Origin of the sequence: Pedobacter sp. (assembly GCF_041662865.1) — a bacterium.
Lineage (GTDB): Bacteria > Bacteroidota > Bacteroidia > Sphingobacteriales > Sphingobacteriaceae > Pedobacter.
In genome coordinates this window covers 1-18609 of sequence record NZ_JBAZRL010000052.1, presented here as the reverse complement: position 1 = coordinate 18609, position 18609 = coordinate 1, and the positions used below count along the sequence as shown (strand labels likewise).

16 protein-coding genes are annotated in these 18609 nt (G+C 36.5%); 5 read left to right on the top strand and 11 right to left on the bottom strand.

Annotated features, from left to right (window positions below; all coding sequences use genetic code 11):
• The first annotated feature begins 663 nt into the window (after nt 1-663).
• Nucleotides 664-1488 (top strand): hypothetical protein, encoded by an 825-nt coding sequence (locus WC622_RS14150; RefSeq protein ID WP_372820352.1) that lies wholly within the window; start codon nt 664-666, stop codon nt 1486-1488.
• Between the two features lie 269 nt (nt 1489-1757).
• Here WC622_RS14150 and WC622_RS14145 read toward each other — a convergent pair whose 3' ends face one another.
• Nucleotides 1758-2201 (bottom strand): Hsp20/alpha crystallin family protein, encoded by a 444-nt coding sequence (locus WC622_RS14145; RefSeq protein ID WP_372820351.1) that lies wholly within the window; start codon nt 2199-2201, stop codon nt 1758-1760.
• A 269-nt stretch (nt 2202-2470) separates the two neighbouring features.
• Entirely contained in the window at nt 2471-3319 is an 849-nt protein-coding gene (locus tag WC622_RS14140) for an NAD(P)-dependent oxidoreductase (RefSeq protein WP_372820350.1), read from the bottom strand.
• Nucleotides 3320-3544: 225 nt separating this feature from the next.
• Between WC622_RS14140 and WC622_RS14135 the strand changes: the two genes are divergently transcribed.
• From WC622_RS14135 to WC622_RS14120, 4 genes are all read left to right on the top strand, one after another.
• Nucleotides 3545-3814 (top strand): DUF4242 domain-containing protein, encoded by a 270-nt coding sequence (locus WC622_RS14135; protein WP_372820349.1) that lies wholly within the window; start codon nt 3545-3547, stop codon nt 3812-3814.
• Nucleotides 3815-3883: 69 nt separating this feature from the next.
• Nucleotides 3884-4663, top strand: a complete 780-nt coding sequence (locus WC622_RS14130; RefSeq protein WP_372820348.1) for an AraC family transcriptional regulator — start codon at nt 3884-3886, stop codon at nt 4661-4663.
• Between the two features lie 76 nt (nt 4664-4739).
• Nucleotides 4740-5972, top strand: coding sequence for a S41 family peptidase (locus tag WC622_RS14125; protein ID WP_372820347.1), 1233 nt, complete (start codon nt 4740-4742; stop codon nt 5970-5972).
• A complete protein-coding gene (locus WC622_RS14120) occupies nt 5969-7009 on the top strand; it encodes a low specificity L-threonine aldolase (protein WP_372820346.1) in 1041 nt (346 codons plus the stop codon). The genes WC622_RS14125 and WC622_RS14120 overlap by 4 nt, the downstream gene beginning before the upstream one ends.
• Before the next feature lie 110 nt (nt 7010-7119).
• Here WC622_RS14120 and WC622_RS14115 read toward each other — a convergent pair whose 3' ends face one another.
• From WC622_RS14115 to WC622_RS14075, 9 genes are all read right to left on the bottom strand, one after another.
• The gene (locus WC622_RS14115) at nt 7120-8877 is read right to left on the bottom strand and encodes an ATP-binding protein (RefSeq protein ID WP_372820345.1); all 1758 of its coding nucleotides are present in this window, start codon (nt 8875-8877) and stop codon (nt 7120-7122) included.
• Nucleotides 8878-8887: 10 nt separating this feature from the next.
• Nucleotides 8888-10000, bottom strand: coding sequence for a sensor protein KdpD (locus tag WC622_RS14110; RefSeq protein ID WP_372820344.1), 1113 nt, complete (start codon nt 9998-10000; stop codon nt 8888-8890).
• Between the two features lie 10 nt (nt 10001-10010).
• Nucleotides 10011-11081, bottom strand: coding sequence for a porin (locus tag WC622_RS14105; protein ID WP_372820343.1), 1071 nt, complete (start codon nt 11079-11081; stop codon nt 10011-10013).
• Between the two features lie 77 nt (nt 11082-11158).
• Nucleotides 11159-11722 carry a K(+)-transporting ATPase subunit C gene (locus WC622_RS14100; protein WP_372820342.1) on the bottom strand — a complete coding sequence of 188 codons (564 nt, stop codon included), beginning with the start codon at nt 11720-11722 and terminating at the stop codon, nt 11159-11161.
• Between the two features lie 94 nt (nt 11723-11816).
• Nucleotides 11817-13844 carry a potassium-transporting ATPase subunit KdpB gene (gene kdpB, locus WC622_RS14095; RefSeq protein ID WP_372820341.1) on the bottom strand — a complete coding sequence of 676 codons (2028 nt, stop codon included), beginning with the start codon at nt 13842-13844 and terminating at the stop codon, nt 11817-11819.
• 8 nt (nt 13845-13852) lie between these two features.
• Nucleotides 13853-15571: a potassium-transporting ATPase subunit KdpA gene (kdpA, locus tag WC622_RS14090; protein ID WP_372820340.1), complete on the bottom strand. Its 1719-nt coding sequence runs from the start codon at nt 15569-15571 to the stop codon at nt 13853-13855.
• Nucleotides 15572-15574: 3 nt separating this feature from the next.
• On the bottom strand, nt 15575-15652 hold the full coding sequence (locus WC622_RS14085; protein ID WP_372820355.1) for a potassium-transporting ATPase subunit F: 78 nt from the start codon (nt 15650-15652) through the stop codon (nt 15575-15577).
• Between the two features lie 264 nt (nt 15653-15916).
• On the bottom strand, nt 15917-17251 hold the full coding sequence (locus tag WC622_RS14080) for a sigma-54-dependent transcriptional regulator (RefSeq protein WP_372820339.1): 1335 nt from the start codon (nt 17249-17251) through the stop codon (nt 15917-15919).
• 226 nt (nt 17252-17477) lie between these two features.
• Nucleotides 17478-18609 (bottom strand): OmpA family protein (locus WC622_RS14075; protein WP_372820338.1); only part of this gene is annotated, 1132 nt, incomplete at its 5' end.

Sequence of the window (18609 nt, the reverse complement as noted above, 5' to 3'; positions counted from 1 at the left end):
TTCTTAGTTTGTTAACGCAAGATATATATTCGAAAAGCACAGTTTTTTATTTTTCATAGCGCAAACGTTTGTTTAAAAAACAACTTCTTTAAAAAACAATAGAGACGTAAACGGCTTGAGAATGATGGGATTCCAATTATTTTTACTGCCTATTCTGATCATAAATAATAGCAGCGAAAAATTTCCAGTATAGAGTAAATTTTAATCTTTGAAAAAGGCTTATTTCTAGTCCTTTAACCTATTTTAACTGTTAGTTAAAAATGTTATTCAAAACAAGATTAAACAAACTGAATGCAAACGTTTGTTTCTTTAGGAATTGATGTAACTATGTTTATTGTTTTAAGGTTAATTTACTTGCGATTTAGGCTATTATAAGCGAATTCATTAAATCAAGTCATTTTAAAACTCATATTGATTTCTGAGTTTCAATTAGTGAAAAATTCTACTTCACGATGAGAAAAAAGGATAATAATTTTCTTTTTAAGAAACATCTAATCTAAAAAATCATCCATAAGAGTGAGCTATTCTTAAGAATTGGTAATAAGTGCTCAAAAAACACACCTTAAAGATGATTTTTTAAGTCTTTATACAGCTATACCTTTGTTTTATAAATAGTTAACAAAATCATCCCACTTTCTAAACAAACATTCAATCCCTTTAAAAATGAAACAAAAAGCCATTTATTGTCTATTGGCAACTGCTACGATATTTTCATCATGCAAAAAGAACATCTTTCGCAAATCTGAAACTCACACATCAACATTAAATAACCAGTCATATGCTGATTCTCGTCTTACTCAAATTATCACCTCTAAGGGTAGTATCACAGAACTACAATATAGCGATGATGAAAAATTAAAGCGAACATTGCAATATACCTTAGATATTAAATCCAAGAACAGAACGCTTAGTTGTATTAGAACATTTAATTATGACAAGCAGGGCCGTCTCGTTAAAACAGTTGTAGAAAACCAATACGACAAGAAAAACCTAAACATTTATCAATATAGTTATTCAGGGAATCAGCTTACGAACTACACGCTTTCCACTATGAACATTCAAAACCCAAAGCAGCCAATCTTAACACTAAACTTCAGCTATACTTACCGTTATTCAAGTGGACATCTATCTAGCTTTTCTATTAGTAACGGGGTTGGTGAAATTGTAATGGAAAGTACTTACGATTATAAAAATAACGGAAAGAATACCATCCTTACTGGCACCAATAAACAACCTGGGCTTCCTGAGGAAAGGTTTGCAACCGAATTCTTTGGAGATATATCGGATCCTTCAGCAATTTTTATTCCAGGAGCAGTAAAACCCAGCACTTTACTAACTAGGGACTTTGCCTATACATCAGATATCTCTGGAAAATTTATCCAGCAATATAAGACAGATACCAAAGGAAGAGTGATTTCTGTAGAAACAACTTATCCTTATCAAGTTGGTGCAAAATCAAAAACTTGTTATATCTATGAATCGATTTAACATATTATCCAAGAACAAACAAACAGCTCAAGGTTACAAAAAAATACCCCTAAAAGATGATATGATTAGAATTGGTGTATCACTAACTTTGAAAATAATTGAGCGATACATTTAAGAAATATAATTGATCTGTATAAATCACATCGGAAGAAGGAATAAAAAGTCTTCCTAAATTGTACAAAAACTACCAAATTTACCTACGAAAAACAATAATTACTAAAAAATGGCTGCTCAATTGAGCAGCCATTTTCTTTTCTTTATAATCGTATTTAGCTAATTGCTATTTGACGAGTGATATGCTTAGCCTCTTCCCTTTTGGGGATATCCAAACGGAGCACACCGTTTGTGTATTTCGCAATTATGCCATTTTCATCGACACTATCTGGCAATGTAAATGAACGGGTGAACGAGCTATAGCTGAACTCTTTCCTTGAATAATTTTTGTCTTCTTGTTCGTTTGACTGTTCTTTTTGTACAGAAATGCTCAGCATCTTGCGTTCCAGGTTGATTTTAAAGTCTTCTTTGGCAAGACCTGGTGCAGCAAGTTCTACATGAAAATTGTCGGCAGTTTCACTAATGTTCACCGCAGGCACTAAACTCATGTCTGCCTTGGTAAAGAAATTGTCGGTGAAGATCGAATCAAATACATCACCGAATGATGGTACCAAACCTCTTTGATTGTTGTTTGATTTGTCTGAATTGAATTTAACCATTGTCATTGGTTTTTCCTCCTTAATTTGTTTTTAATGATTAAAACTATGATTAATTAAAATCGGGAATCATTCCCAAAAATTTGAGAACAAGTGATGTGCCAAAGGCTTCAGAAGGCATTTTCTGCTGAAATTTTTTCAGTATAAATGAAAATTTTTCAGTTTTGATTGTCAAAATTTCAGCGACGCAACAAAGATATGCCTAAGAAAAGCAACAAGTACCCTAGTCATACTTAGAAAAACTAAATCTTTAAAATTGATAACCTTTATCTCTAGAGATTATCTTTAGCGATAATGCTCCAATCCTGACTGCCATATCCTTTAGCGATCCAATTATCCATTTCTTTAGCTATCGCTGGTATAACGGTTAACTTTGTTTTCCCCTCTTCTGCTGCTTTTATCATCAATCCTGCATCTTTGCGAGCCATGTCCAGTTCCCATGAGGGATTATTAAAATTCCCCTCTAGAATTCTGCCCAACCTTGCCGGCATTCCTGCACCAGGATTCCATGTGCTAAACAATGTAGCTACATCGCTAGAAGGAATACCTTGAGCTTTTGCTAGTGCCAAGGTATCAGATAACCCTGTGGTCATCGACAACAAAAAAGAATTATCCACAAGTTTCAAACCTGCAGCTTTACCTTCTTCTGGACCAAGATTAATCAGCTTGCCTGTCATTTTCGACAGCTCTCCCTCTACTTTTGCGATTACTTGTTGGTCGCCCGATACGAGCATACTTCCACTACTCTCCAGCGCATTGGGTGGTCCCATAAACACAGGCGCATGTAGGTAAGTGAACCCTTTAGATTTCCATTCTGCAGTTCGTTGAACAGCTCCTTTTGCTGAAGTTGTGGTATGGTCTATAATGATTACTCCTGGCTTAAATCCAGCACTTGCAGCTACTAATACTTCATTTACAGTATCATCATCCTTTAAGGTAAGGTGGATAAGTTCTGCTCCTTTTACCGCTTCTATGATATTTTCGATAGCTTTTGCGCCATTGGTTTCAAGTGCCTTTGCCTTTGATGATGTCCTGTTCCATACCTGAACCTGATCTCCCTTAGCGAGCATTGCTTTTACAAAATTCGAACCCAAAAGGCCCATTCCTAAAAATGCTTTCATTGATAATTGTTTTTTTGATAAAGATAGCGAACCTATAAATCGTTTCACATCATAAACGAGTAAGTTTTTTTAAAAAATTATAGTGCTTCTATTAGATTTAGCATACTTAATATTCTCTTTTTAGTTGCAATATTTTCCAATGCTATTTTATAGTTGCAGGTTAATTTTGTAACCACAAGTGTTTCATGAAACCACGAAACCAAACATTAAAAAACTTAAGAAAAAATGAAAAAATTTGTCATCGAAAGAGAACTGCTAGGAGCAGGGAAATTATCAGCAGAGGAATTGGCTTCTATCTCTACAATCTCATGCGCAGTAGTCGATCAACTTGGTAAACCCTACCATTGGATCCAGTCCTTTGTTACAGAAAATAAAATCTACTGCATCCATATAGCCGAAAGTGAAGAAGTAGTAAGAGAGCATGCACAAAAAGGCAACTTTCCAATCACCGCGATTGCGGAAGTAAAGGCTGTGATAGACCCAACTACAAAATAGTTTTTGTTTTAAGGCGGCTGTTTGCAGGGCCTTGAATTATTTGTTAAATTAGAACAATGAATAAAGGTCATGCCATCTAAATATTATAAGTTGCCGATTGGTGAAGGACTTGAAGCGCTATCTGTAAAAGACTATAACAGCTCTTTTCCTTCACATTTTCATCCAACCTATAACATTACCTTAATATATGATGGTGCCTTTAACACCAAATTAGAAAATAGCCTGATTGTTGCACCAAGCGGCACCATACTTATCACAAATCCCCAGGAAATTCATTCTAATCCTTTTGATAAGACTGGAAGTGTTTCTTTTTTTACTTTTTACGTAAGTCAGGACTTTCTTGAATATTGTAACCAGAGCAAATCAATCTTCTTTAATCAAAAGGTGATCTATGACCAAGGGATATTTACAAGCCTGCACCAGTTAGCCGTTGTGATAGAAAAAGCGCATACTATGCCAAACTACGAAGAAGAACTCAAGCAAGTACTTTTTCACCTCTGCTTAAGGCACGGAAATGAATTGGCTGAATTTCAAGACACAAAGATCCAATCTTTATTTGATGAATTCCTTGCAGATCAGAGCTTGAATAAGTTTTCTCTAGAGGAGGCAGCTAGGCGATTTGGTATCGATAAATTCAAATTCATTAGGTTATTTAAATTCCAGACTGGCCTTACCCCAAACAACTATTTTATACTAAAGCGTATCGAAAAAAGCAAGTCAATGCTAAAAGAAGGTCAAGAACTTTTAAGCATAGCAATTGAGTTAGGCTTTTATGATGCAGCACATTATTGCAATTACTTCAAGAAATTTACTGGCATCTCTCCAATAGCCTATAGTACTAACCGCTAGTTGCAATATCTTCCAATAGTGCAATTAGTTAGATAGCTAACTTTATCGCATAAAATATCTTAACAAGTTAAATCGAATGAAAAAACTATTTTCTTTAACACTCTGTCTACTTACATTGACAGCTTTTCCACAAACCTCTACCACGCAGTACAAAACAGATTTTGATTACTTCTGGAAAACCATCAACGATAACTATGCCTATTTTGATAAGAAAAAAATTGACTGGAGTAGCTTAAGACCAATTTACCAAGTCCAAATCGATACGGTTACGTCTAGAAATAGTTTTGTTCACATCCTTGAAAAGGCAATGAATGAATTATACGACCATCATTGCTCCCTTAATACAAACACGCCCATATCAAGTAGACTAGTTCCTACCAGCACAGACATATGGGCCTCTTATAAAGATAACAGAGCAATGATAGATGAAGTAAGGAAAGGCATGGGTGCAGAAAAAGTTGGTATTAAAGCTGGTATGGAAGTTGTCGCAATAAACGATGTAAAAGTAGCAGAGGCTATACTACCTTATCTTGCGCATAACAGTACTATAGAAGCAAGAAACTATGCTCTGCGTTTAGCACTGGCTGGAAATCATATTAGTAAAAGAAAAATCACTTTGAGAACTGAGACCGGTTTAAAAGATTTTTTCCCAGACAAAGATGGTATGCTGCTTGAGCACATTGAATATCCAGCCATGGTGCAATCATCCACCTTCAACGACATTGGTTACATCAAAGTCAACAATTTTCTTTACGATAACGAATTAATACCAAAGTTTGATAGTGTTCTGAACGCATCTCTTCAAAAAAGGGCATTAATTATCGACTTAAGGGAAACAGCCAGCGGAGGCAATACCAGTGTGGCTAGAGCCATCCTTGGTCGGTTCATTGCAAAGGAGCACTTTTACCAAAAGCATGAGCTGTATGCTGAGGAAAAGGAAACAGGGATCAAGCGATCTTGGGTAGAAATTGTATCTCCAAGGGGCATCACCTACTCTGGGCAGGTGGTCATCCTTGCTAACCATTGGACAGGCAGTATCAGTGAGGGCATTACCATTGCCTTTGACGGTATGAAAAGAGCTACAATTATAGGAACAGAGTTAGCGAGGTTAAATGGTGCTGTAGAAAGTTTCAAAATGCCCAATGCAAAAATTGGTTTTAATATTTCTACTGAGCGACTATATCACATTAATGGAACTCCACGTGAGTTATATAAACCAACAATTACAGTAGCTATGTCAAATCAAAGCCCTGAAGAAGACCTAATTTTGAAAACCGCTATTAATTTTCTCAAACAAAAAAGCAAATGATCAACTTTTCCAGCGAAAATTATGACCATGTGCATCCTAGCATTATGCAGGCATTACTAGAGGCTAACCAAGGATTTGCAACCTCCTATGGAAAAGATGACGATACGTCCACGGCTATTGAATTCCTCAGGAGAGAATTCGGTGAGAAAATTGAAGTTCACTTCACCTTCAACGGTACTGGTGCAAATAATTTCGCTTTAGGATGCCTTGCACAAAGACACCAATCCATATTTTGTTCAGATATAGCACATTTTTATGTAGATGAAAGCACTGCACCTGAGGCATTTATAGGTTGCAGGCTATATTCTGTTAACTCTGAACAAGGAAAGATCAATGTTGATTCATTAAGCCAACAAGTAAAGAGAATTGGCGACTTACATCATCCCCAGCCTGGGGTGGTTACCCTCACACAGCCCACAGAATATGGAACTGTGTATTCGATAGCAGAACTACAAGCAATTAAAACATTTTGCAGCATGCACAATCTGTTGTTACACGTTGATGGTGCTCGTTTTTTTAATGCGGCCGTCAGCCTAAAAGTCTCTTTAAAGGAACTAAGCACCCAAATCGGGATAGATGCATTAACGCTTGGCGGCACAAAGATTGGGATGATGTTTGGAGAGGCAGTTATTTTTTTTGGGGTATCCAAACCCAACCACTTTTGGTTCATGCATAAGCGGAGTATGCAACTAGCTTCAAAGAATAGGTTCATTGCTATCCAGTTTGCAAAACTATTCGAGAATAGTTTATGGATGGAAATTGCTAATTATACTAACCAATTGGCCAAATATTTCGAAAATCAGGTAAAATTGATAGCTGGAGTGCAAATTGTCTATCCCGTGCAATCTAATGTGGTATTTTTAACATTACCAAAATGGCTTTATTTAAACTTACAAGTTTATACCAGCTTTTATTATTGGGATGAGCAGAAAGAATACGCTAGGCTTGTTTTTTCCTTTAGCAATACCAAACAGGAAGTGATCGAATTCATTGAGCTTTTAGTCAATAGATTAGAATATTCGCCTCTAGAAGGTTAATTGCTAATGGTTACAAATCAGCTAGATCATTATCTAAGCATATTATTGACAATATCTCAGAGCTTGCCTTAGAGCCAAAGGAGTTCGCTTCGTAGCCTAAGCTCGTTATTTCAATTGTTAATAACAGTGGGTAGCGTAAAACAGAACCTACTTCCTTCACCTAAGGCACTTTCTACCCAAATCCTTCCCTGTTCTGCTTCAATAAAGTCTTTAGAAATGGCAAGTCCCAAACCAGATCCAGATTTGTTCTGTCCATCAGTAGGTACTTGATAATATCTGTCGAACAATTTTTTCTGATATTGTTCTTCAATCCCTTTACCAAAATCACGTACAGAAAATTCAATAAAATTATCAGCTAATTTAACCTGTAACGTAATCTTCGATTTTATACTACTGTATCTTAAAGCGTTGGAAAGGAAATTAACCAGCACCCAAGCGGTTTTTTGAACATCGGCATTTACATTCGGTAGTTTATCTGCAGTTCCTATTAATTCTAATGCGATATCTTTTTGTTCGGCTTGGAAACGAACAGCCTCTACAGCAATATTCACTATATCTATTGGGTCAGAAATAACCATATTCAATTGCAGATTCCCAGTTTCCACTTGCGCTAAGTCCAAAAGTTCTCCAGTTATCTTTAATAACCGTTCACTATCCTCTTGAATATGGCCAATAAGCTGTAACTGTTCCTGATTCATACTACCTACACGTTCATCATTAAGCAATTTCAGGCTCATTTTTATAGAAGAAAGTGGTGTTTTAAGTTCGTGTGATACAGTTGCTATAAAATTAGTTTTGGCTTCATCTAGCTCTTTAAACTTGGTAATATTCTTTAATACATAAACCTGTCCAGCTGATTTGAGCGAAGTAACAATCCCTTCTGACTGATCATCGAGATTTGGTGCGGTTATCTCCCTTTTTTCCAATAAAAAGAATGATTCCTTTCCATCAGCAAAAATTTTTAATGGCTCTTCATTGGCTTTCGGCAATAAAACAGTTTTTAGCAATTCGTTTCTTTTAGCCAGTTCATCAATGTCCCTACCAATTGCATCTTTTGGAGCAAGATTTAATAATTCTCCAGCAACCTTGTTAAAGAAAAGGATTTCCCGTTTTTCATTTGCGCCAATAATAGCATCCTGCATCTGTTCAATTATGGTTTCAATACGTTGCTTCTCCGATTTGAGCTTAGCAACATTGGTGTTGTCCCAATTTTTTAGCTCTAATGCCATTTTGTTAAAAGCAGAAGCCAATTCTCCAAATTCATCACTCCCTTCAAAATGAAGACGCTGTTGATAATTCTTACGACTGATCTCCCTAATACCATCTAATAATTCGCGTAATGGATTGGCAATGAAACCTGGAAAATTGACTATAAAACTAAATAAGATTAAGAACGATACAAAAGCAGTTACACCCAGATAAATAGTGGCTTTTTCAGTAGCCTGCTGGGCTTTTGCATTTTTTCTTACAATAGCATTCATATTGAGCTCATCAATTGCTCTTAGTTGCACTCTCATCTGCGCTATTGCATTGGTATACTCATTTTTGTCGGCAGGCTTTAATGCTGTATTAAATGCTTTCCTCAACTTAGTTGCTGCAAGCTTTTCACCATTTTCTGTAATGTTTTTTTCTTCTAAGCGCAACGCCTTTTCGAATTTGGCACTGTTCACATTACTTATTTTTTCGTTTTGCTCATCTAATACTATGCGCATTTCATTCACATACACCAAAGATTTGTAATTATCTTTTAATACCACCTTTGCATGGTCTGCAATGCGATTGATTTGATACATTGAAATTCCACCGAAACTGATAATAATCAGAAATAGGAATATGAAGCCTAAGCGGAGTTTAGTTTTTATTTTCATTACTGTAAATTTAGGATAAGATTACCAAGTCTGTATCTCGTTTGGCCATTGCTTTTAATAACTGATTAAATACACTCGTACTCAAAATAAGTTGGAATAGATTAAAATGCGGTTTTCCAATACAAATTGTTGTAATTTCTTTTTCTTCTACCATATTAATTATGGTTTGTGTAATCGCGTCATTTTTAATTTTAATCACTTCTGCACCAAGTTCAGTTGCCAATTTTAGGTTATTAATTAAATGGCGCTGTTTGTCGAGCTTAATGCGATCGGCATTTTCGCTACTGCTCTGAACATATAATACAATCCAGTGCGAATGGTAATACGATGCCAGTCTTGCAGTTTTCCTAATGACTACTTTAGCAGTATCAGGATTGGAAGAAATACAAGCCAAAAAACGTTCATTCCTAAGTTTAATCTGTTTAGGAATTTCTATATTTACCTTACGCTCAACCTGATGTGCAACTTCTTTTAGTGCCATCTCTCTCAGCTGCAATATCTTTTCTGGCTTGAAAAAATTGTTTAAGGCCTGTTCTATTTTATTTTCCTTATAAATCTTTCCTTCTTTCAAACGGTTCAACAGTTCATCAGCAGTTAAGTCGATATTTACAATTTCATCTGCCAATTCCAATATCTTATCTGGAACTCTTTCTGTCACCTGAATTCCTGTGATCTCTTCTATCTCTTCATTTATACTTTCTAGATGTTGGATGTTTACTGCAGAAATTACGCTAATGCCTGCAGCTAAAATATCGCATACATCCTGCCATCGCTTTACGTTCTTACTTCCTTCCGCATTGCTATGCGCTAACTCGTCAACAATAACAATTTCTGGATGTGCATTGATTATTCCCTGCACATCCATTTCTTCTACTTCTTTGCCTTTGTAAAAAATCTTTTTTCTTGGGATGATTGGAACACCTTCGAGCAAGCTATGTGTTTCTGCTCTAAAATGAGTTTCAATGTAACCAATTCTGATATCGATACTATTTCGTAACAATGCATGTGCTTCCTGCAGCATACGATAAGTTTTACCCACTCCAGCACTCATGCCAATATAGATTTTGAGCTTGCCGCGTCGGTTTTTCTTTACCAGATCCAAAAAATTCTTTACATCTTCCATTATTTTGTTGTTAAAACGATATAGCTATACTTGTCGTTAGAGTTGCGTTATGGTTTACCGTATTTATATCTCTGACAAAGATTTTGTCCTTGCTATCATAAACTTTACCTTCAAGTCTAACTACTGCATTGCTAATTGGCGAATAGTCAAGATTTAAGGAATAGCCCATGGTCTTAAATCCATTTGGTGTACCAGTGGCGATGAAAACTCCGTCTTTATCATCGTAAAATTCAGCTCTACCTGCAACAATCCATTTTGGATCGAATTTATATTGAGCGATGAGCACAGGAGAAAGAACTTCGCTTTTAGCCGCTGACCCTTTTACTTTTTGCTGAGTTGCATAATCAAATCCAGCAGTTAAGCCAAATTGATCCGTTAGTTGTGCAATAGCATAAAAGTTATGGTAAAATCTATTTACTCGTACCGCATTTACACCTTCTGTACCTAAATAATTGCTGTAGTTTAAGGTTAGTTTAGCAGTAGGTTTAAAGGTCAATTGCAATCCGCCTGCTGGTTTGCTGTTTCCATCAAGTCTTTTGATTTTTTGCCACCCATTTAGGTAGAGTACGGTTGCTGTTAATTTCCCATCGGCTGTGCCATAGGTTAATTTAGCACCTGTTTCATAATAAGGGGTGTTCTCTGAAGAAATACCTCTTGTTAATACCCAGCAATCTTTGCTTATGGCACTTTCGAAACCGATATGGGATGAGAAAATCCCTGCATCAAGCCAAAGGTTTGCTGTATTGCTCAATTTTAAACCTGCATTAGCCTCATATATATTTTTTAGCACACCTGGTTCTGCTGAAAGATTAGCATTTGAATAGGTTCCTGCCATGATGGCTATGTTTGCTCTTACCTTTTCTGAGTCGTAGTTTGCTTTGATAAAGCCCAAGTTAAGGTTTACCTCATTATGTCTATTATGAGAATAAATAAATGACGGACGATTATTATCAACAGGTCTATTGAAATCGTAACCGTAATAGGTTTCCAAATATCCTGACACTTTGATTTTAGGGGATTCTTGAGCTTTTATGTTTGATGTTGTAAGTAAGATTACAGCGACTATTATTAATTTTTTCATTTTTTTAATGTGATTACACCTATTAGGTGATTTTATTTTGGGGTATTTTTTGATTTCTGCTAACTGAATTTGTTCACTTATTTTAGTTTGTCAAGTGCCAAATTCAATTTTAGCACGTTCACAGTACTTGGTCCAAAAAGTCCAAGGAATGGAGTATTGGTATTTTCGACAACCAATGCTGCAACTTTTCTTTCATCGATTTTGCGATAAGCAGCAATTCTTTTGATCTGTATGATTGCACCTTGTTCAGAAATGTTTGGGTCTAAACCACTTCCCGAAGCAGTTACCATATCAGCTGGAATATCTCCCTTTTTGATGGTCGGATTGTATTTCAATAGCGTATCGATCCTATTAGAAACTTCTTTTAGGTAATCGGGATTTGATGGACCTTTGTTAGAACCTGCTGAGCCTGCTGCGTTATAGCCAACTGCAGATGGTCTTCCCCAGAAATATTCTGGTTTGTTAAAGGATTGGCCCAATAAGGCATAGCCAATGACTTTTCCGTTTTTGGTTATCTTTTCTCCGCTTCCGTTTCCTTTGCTAAATTTTCCTGCCAAAGCAATGCTGATTGGATAGATTACGCATAACAACACTACTAATACAAGTGTTAAGCGAATGGATTGAATGATATATTTTTTCATTTTTTTAGTTTTTATTTTTTTACGTTTTTGTCGTCCTGAGCGTAGCTAAGGATCTCTATTTGCCTTTCGAAAAGCTCAATGTGACAGTTTATATTTACACAAATAAGCCTACAACTAAGTCGATGAGTTTGATACCGATGAATGGCGCTACAACTCCTCCAATTCCATAGATAAAAAGGTTTCTTCTTAATAATGCCGTTGCGCCTATAGGTTTATAGGCAACGCCTTTAAGTGCCAATGGGATTAGGATTGGAATGATAATCGCATTGAAGATCACGGCAGACATGATTGCGCTTTCTGGTGTATGCAAGCCCATAATGTTTAGGCTTTGCAAAGCAGGAATGGAAGCAATGAACAATGCAGGAACTATGGCAAAATATTTTGCCACATCATTGGCTATCGAAAAAGTGGTTAATGTTCCCCTTGTAATTAATAGTTGTTTACCTATTTCTACAATTTCGATCAGCTTAGTAGGGTCATTGTCCAAATCGACCATATTGCCAGCTTCTTTTGCAGCCTGTGTTCCACTATTCATGGCTACACCAACATCAGCTTGTGCCAGTGCTGGTGCATCATTTGTACCATCACCCATCATGGCTACTAATTTGCCCAAAGCCTGTTCATCTTTAATGTAGTTCATTTTATCTTCAGGTTTTGCTTCTGCGATGAAATCATCTACTCCCGCTTTTTCGGCAATGTATTTGGCAGTTAATGGATTGTCGCCCGTAACCATTACAGTTTTTACACCCATTTTCCGTAAACGTTCAAACCTTTCACTAATGCCCGGTTTAATGATATCCTGTAATTCTATTACTCCCAATACTTTTTCATTTTCCGACACCACTAAAGGTGTTCCTCCATTCGAAGCAATCTGTTTTACTTTTTCTTCAATATCTGAAGGGAAAACATTTCCAGCCTGCTGAACGATGTTTCTAATCGAATCAAATGCGCCTTTTCTAATCCTTTTTCCGTCGGCAGTATTTAAACCACTTGAACGGGTTTCTGCAGTAAACTTGATAAATTCTGATCCGATAGGCGCAGTTTCTAAAATAGTACTGTTACCGCCTTTAGCTAATTCTATAATCGATTTTCCCTCTGGCGTTTCATCGGCTAAAGAACTCAACACACAGGCATTAGTAAATTTCCTGCTATTTACACCATCGGTTGGATAAAAATTTGTTGCCTTGCGGTTACCAATTGTGATTGTACCAGTTTTATCCAATAACAATACATCAATATCACCTGCTGTTTCAACCGCTTTTCCCGATTTTGTAATTACATTCGCCCGTAAAGCTCTGTCCATACCAGCTATACCAATTGCAGAAAGTAATCCCCCAATAGTTGTTGGGATTAGACACACAAACAACGAAATTAATGCAGCAATAGTAATGGGCGTATTTGCATAATCGGCAAATGGTTTTAAAGTAATACAAACGATGATAAATACTAGGGTGAAGCTTGCCAATAAGATGGTCAATGCAATTTCATTTGGAGTTTTTTGGCGGGATGCACCTTCAACTAGGGCAATCATTTTATCCAGAAAACTCTCGCCAGGTTCTGTACTTACCATCACCTTAATTTCGTCAGATAGTACTTTTGTACCACCGGTAACCGAAGACTTATCACCCCCAGCTTCTCTAATTACAGGCGCAGATTCTCCTGTTATCGCAGATTCGTCAATAGTAGCAATACCCTCAATAATTTCTCCGTCAGTTGGAATGATATCTCCAGTTTCACAGATAAACACATCGCCTTTTTTTAAGGTATTGGAAGAACGGATTTCATAACTTCCATTCGCTAAAACTACTTTGGCTGGCGTTTCTTCTCTTGTCTTGCGTAAACTATCTGCCTGTGCCTTTCCTCTTGCCTCTGCAATTGCTTCAGCGAAATTGGCGAACAAAACAGTTAATAACAGCACCAAAAAAATGCAACAATTATATAATGAAGAACCCTGTCCGCTGTTTGATATGGAATATATAGTAACATAAGCCATAACCAAAGTGCCGATCTCCACAGTAAACATTACTGGGTTTTTGATCATCACTCTTGGATCTAGTTTGATGAAAGATTGTTTGAGCGCTTTTTGCACTAGGGCAGGCTCGAATAATTTATTTGATTTCATTTTAAAATCTACTTAAGCATTGTGAAATATTCTGCGATTGGACCAAGTGCCAAGGCAGGGAAATAGGAAAGTGCATTCAGCACAAGAATTACAGCGAAAGTCATCAGACTAAACGTTAGCGTATCTGTCTTTAGGGTACCTGCAGATTCTGGAATATATTTCTTTTTTGCCAACAAACCTGCAATTGCTAATGGCCCAATGATGGGAAGAAAACGGCCAAGCAAAATAACAATCCCTGTCAACACATTCCAAAACATGTTATTATCACCTAAACCCTCAAAACCAGAACCGTTATTTGCATTTGATGAAGTAACTTCATATAACATTTCTGAAAAACCATGGAAACTTGGATTATTCAACCAGTTTTTTGGTTGCACTGCCCATGCGGCATCTCCATTATTGGTAAAAATGTGGGAAGCCAAAGCAGTTCCTGCTAAAATCAAAAATGGGCTTAGCAACGTGATGATGGCTGCAATCTTTACCTCCCGAGCTTCCACTTTGTGCCCTAAGAATTCTGGTGTTCGTCCGACCATTAATCCCGAAATAAATACCGCGATGATTAGATAGATGAAATAGTTTAAAATCCCTACACCACAACCTCCATACAAACCATTAATCATCATGCCCAACAACTGCCATAAACCTGTTAGCGGCATTGTACTATCATGCATTCCATTTACTGAACCTGTAGAAATAATTGTAGTTAATGTACTCCAATAGGCTGTAGCCGCTGGACCAATCCTTACTTCCTTTCCCTCCATTGCCCCTGTAGTTTGAGCTATTCCGAGTTTCTCTAGTGCTGGGTTTCCGCCTAATTCTGAGGTTAAACTAGGTATCATCAGCAATAGCATACCAATGGTCATTACGCCAAAGATCATCCATCCTAATTTTCTTCTTCTGATGAAATATCCAAAACAGATGACCATAGCAATTGGGATAATCGTTTGCGCTATCATCTCTACCATATTGGTAAGATAGCTAGGGTTTTCAAATGGATGGGAAGAGTTTGCTCCGAAATAGCCACCACCATTTGTTCCTAAATGTTTAATGGCAATGAACTGGGCCGCTGGACCACGGGAAACATTTACAGTATCGCCTTGCAATGAAATAAACTGATCTTTACTAGCATAGCTTGCAGGTGTTCCGTTAAAGGTTAATACTAAGGCGATAACAATGGAAAGTGGCAATAATAATCTGGTTATAGCCTTTACAAAAAACTCCCAGAAATTACCCAATGTTGAGGTTGTTTTGTCTCTAAAAGCTTTAAATAACACTACAGCTGCTGCTATTCCTGTAGCCGCACTTACAAATTGCAAAAACATGAGTACATATTGCTGCGAAAGATAGCTTACCCCACTTTCGCCTGAATAATGTTGCAGGTTACAATTGGCTACAAAACTGATAATCGTATTAAAAGCAAGATCAGCTGGCATTCCTGGATTTCCATCAGGGTTAAATGGTAGCTTATCCTGATATAACAGTACAAAAAAGCCATAAACTAGCCAAACTGTATTGATGAGTAATAACACTTTTAAATGCTGTTTCCAATCCATTTGTTCTTTAGGATTGATACCCGAAAGCTTGTATATTCCGCTCTCAATTGGTTTTAAAAAGTCCGTCCAAACTTTTTCACCAGCAAATACCTTAGCCAGATATTTACCTAATGGAATGGCGATTACTAAAGTAAGGAGGAAGGTGGCGATGATGCCCAAGAATTCTGTATTCATTTTTTAGAATTTTTCTGGTTTGATAAGCACGTAGACCATATAAAGGAAAACGGCTATTGAAATGATAAATAGTGCTAGCATAAGATTAGATGTTTTCGAACCAATCAATGGACCTGTATATGATCCAACAAAAGATGAGGAGGGTGAGTAATAAGACAATTGTGTACATATGATTTTTAATTTTGTACCCAATACCAAGTTGCGTACCACTTAAACCAATTTCACGATAACTATTTGAAAAACAATTGATTAAAGACAATACTAATGATGATTAAAGTCACTTAAAACAAAAATACCCTTCCAAAATGGAAGGGTATTTTACCGAAATGAAAAAATTAAAAACTCCTAATCGCCTAGATGATATTCCTCAATTTTCCGATAAAGTGTTGTCAGCCCTATGTTCAATAAACGGGCAGTTTCTGTTTTATTACCTTTTGTATGCGCCAATACTTTTTGAATGTGTTGTTTTTCTATGGTTTGAAGATCGAATGGATTTGCATTTGAGGAATCTATAAAAAATTCGTTTGGCAATTGTGAAGTACCGATAACCTCTCCATCATTTAAAATAACCAATCTTTCGATTACATTTTTGAGTTCTCTTACGTTTCCCTTCCAGTTGTGTTTATCGAATATAGCAAGTAATTTTGCATCCATTTTCAGATTTGGTCTATTTACTTTTCTGGCAAATTCCTTTAAGTAATATTCTGCCAATAAGCTAATATCAGCTCTACGCTCGCTTAGCGAAGGCAAATTGATGACAAATACTGACAAGCGATAATAGAGATCTAACCTGAAATGACCGGCATCAGCCTGTGCTTTAAGATCACGATTGGTAGCCGCCAATATCCGGACATTGACTTGGCTTGTGGTGGTTGAACCGACTTTAATAAATGATTGATTTTCTAATACCCGCAATAGCTTCGCTTGAAGATCAAGGTTCATTTCGCCTATTTCATCCAAGAAAAGTGTACCACCATTTGCTTCTTCTAGAAGTCCTTTTTTGTCTTTATTGGCTCCTGTAAATGCCCCAGCTTTATAACCAAATAGTTCGCTCTCTAATAATTCTGCACTAAAGCCGCTACAATTTAATGCTACAAATGGTTTTTGTTTTCTAAGACTTCCATAATGAATTGCCTGTGCAAATACTTCTTTTCCTGTTCCAGTTTCTCCTAACAACAAAACAGTTGTGTCTGTTACAGCAACCTTTTCAGCTAGTGCGATTGCTTCTTTGATAGGTTTTGAATTGCCTAGAATGTTTACAAAGCTATATTTTCCGGAAATTTTATTCTCCAATTCATATACCCTAAGCTGAAGTTCTGCTTTCGCAACTGCTTTATAAACAAGTGGAATTATCTTATCGTTATCATCACCCTTTGTTAAGTAATCGAAAGCACCATTTTTAATTGCTAAAACTCCATCTGCAATTGTGCCGTATGCAGTTAGGTTTATTATTTCGACAAAAGATTTTAAGGCTTTGATTTGCTTCACTAACTCAACCCCGTTAGCATCTGGCAATTTCACATCACTTACAACTACCAACACATCCTGCACTTGCAGTAATTTCAATCCCTCTTTTGCATTGGCCGCCTGTAAAACTGAAAATCCTTCTAGCTCGATAATCCTTGCTAATAAGCTTCGGATTTTAATTTCATCATCAATAATTAGTATAGTAGTGTTCATTCATGGATAGAATTAATAGCACAATATTAACGATAAACATTTAATATTGCATGAGCAGTGTCTTTCCATGTTACATTGTTGCTTTTGCAATTTGGTATATATCCAAGTAACTTGATTGCATAAAAAAAGCCAAAATCATTGACATCAGCTTACAAATTCTTCTTGAAGTTATTACAAAAATATCTGAATAGGTATGCTTAGTTTACATACCTATCCAGATATGATATTATTTGATTGTGTTAATATCTATCACAACTGTTCTGTTATAAAAACGTTCTTCTGGTTTTCCATTTTCAAAAGGAGAACGATCTTCAGCTTCTCCAAAACCAGTTGTTTCAAATTTTACATTTCTTTTTCCAGCTTTAACAAGTGCAGCTTCTAGAATTTGTTGCGTTTCTTGTGCTCTTTTTTTAGATAGTTGTAAGTTGTAGACCTCACCTCCAATGATATCGGTATGACCATGAATACTAACCGTTGAATTTTCAGTGATTAAAGGAGCCACTTCTTCTGTAAGGAATTTGGCATAGGTTTCAATGGTATTGGCTTTGTTAAAGTTATATAATATGCTATAACGTAAGCCATTTTCTATTTGCTCTTCGGAAGCTACTAATTCTACAGTACTCTCTTTTTTAATGACATTGCCCATTTTGGTTGTGCCTGTCAACGCTACTTTAAATGTACCGGAGGTACTAGTACCCAAAATGGTTTTACCTGCGATGTGTTCTTCATTTTTAGTAAATGGTCCATATTGCTGTGTTGCTCCACCTGGATTAGTAACGTCAATGGTATAAGAACTTAGCACTTCATTTGCTTTGCCTACATAGAAAATAACATCCCCATCAGTACCATTGGCCTGTGTAGTGTTAATATGAATAGGTTTCAATCCAGACCCTAATTCCATCATTAATGTATTAGAATTGCTTTGAATATCGACTCTACGATCTCCTTCTCTTAATAAATTTAGTTCTTTTTTGCCACCTATCTGTTCTGAAGGGTTTATAGGTTTGGTTCTTCCGTTTGTTGCTATTCTATTTTCATTGATGCTAAATACATCTACTAGATATTTTTTGATTTCCGTAGCAAAAACATTTCCTTCTTTAGGACCAGCTAATGAAGCTCCAGACAGGGTAATGTTAACCTCTGGATTTGCTCTCATACGGTCCCCTAGAATGTTAAGTACATTATAATACACGTTTAATTGTCTTTGAGAACGAACATCCATGTTTGCTGAAGGCTCTTGTTGTAAATCTTCTTGCTTAAATGTTGCCGCTTGTGTAGGTGATAATGCAACATAACGTGTTGGAATTGATGTTGACCCTTCATCAAAGAAAACATAATTAAGCAAAGGTAAGGTTTCG

Excerpts from the sequence above, each read along its gene's own strand:
- WC622_RS14150 (WP_372820352.1), top strand. The coding sequence starts at position 664 with ATGAAACAAAAAGCCATTTATTGTCTATTGGCAACTGCTACGATATTT.
- WC622_RS14145 (WP_372820351.1), bottom strand. The coding sequence starts at position 2,201 with ATGGTTAAATTCAATTCAGACAAATCAAACAACAATCAAAGAGGTTTG.
- WC622_RS14140 (WP_372820350.1), bottom strand. The coding sequence starts at position 3,319 with ATGAAAGCATTTTTAGGAATGGGCCTTTTGGGTTCGAATTTTGTAAAA.
- WC622_RS14135 (WP_372820349.1), top strand. The coding sequence starts at position 3,545 with ATGAAAAAATTTGTCATCGAAAGAGAACTGCTAGGAGCAGGGAAATTA.
- WC622_RS14130 (WP_372820348.1), top strand. The coding sequence starts at position 3,884 with ATGCCATCTAAATATTATAAGTTGCCGATTGGTGAAGGACTTGAAGCG.
- WC622_RS14125 (WP_372820347.1), top strand. The coding sequence starts at position 4,740 with ATGAAAAAACTATTTTCTTTAACACTCTGTCTACTTACATTGACAGCT.
- WC622_RS14120 (WP_372820346.1), top strand. The coding sequence starts at position 5,969 with ATGATCAACTTTTCCAGCGAAAATTATGACCATGTGCATCCTAGCATT.
- WC622_RS14115 (WP_372820345.1), bottom strand. The coding sequence starts at position 8,877 with ATGAAAATAAAAACTAAACTCCGCTTAGGCTTCATATTCCTATTTCTG.
- WC622_RS14110 (WP_372820344.1), bottom strand. The coding sequence starts at position 10,000 with ATGGAAGATGTAAAGAATTTTTTGGATCTGGTAAAGAAAAACCGACGC.
- WC622_RS14105 (WP_372820343.1), bottom strand. The coding sequence starts at position 11,081 with ATGAAAAAATTAATAATAGTCGCTGTAATCTTACTTACAACATCAAAC.
- WC622_RS14100 (WP_372820342.1), bottom strand. The coding sequence starts at position 11,722 with ATGAAAAAATATATCATTCAATCCATTCGCTTAACACTTGTATTAGTA.
- kdpB (WP_372820341.1), bottom strand. The coding sequence starts at position 13,844 with ATGAAATCAAATAAATTATTCGAGCCTGCCCTAGTGCAAAAAGCGCTC.
- kdpA (WP_372820340.1), bottom strand. The coding sequence starts at position 15,571 with ATGAATACAGAATTCTTGGGCATCATCGCCACCTTCCTCCTTACTTTA.
- WC622_RS14085 (WP_372820355.1), bottom strand. The coding sequence starts at position 15,652 with ATGCTAGCACTATTTATCATTTCAATAGCCGTTTTCCTTTATATGGTC.
- WC622_RS14080 (WP_372820339.1), bottom strand. The coding sequence starts at position 17,251 with ATGAACACTACTATACTAATTATTGATGATGAAATTAAAATCCGAAGC.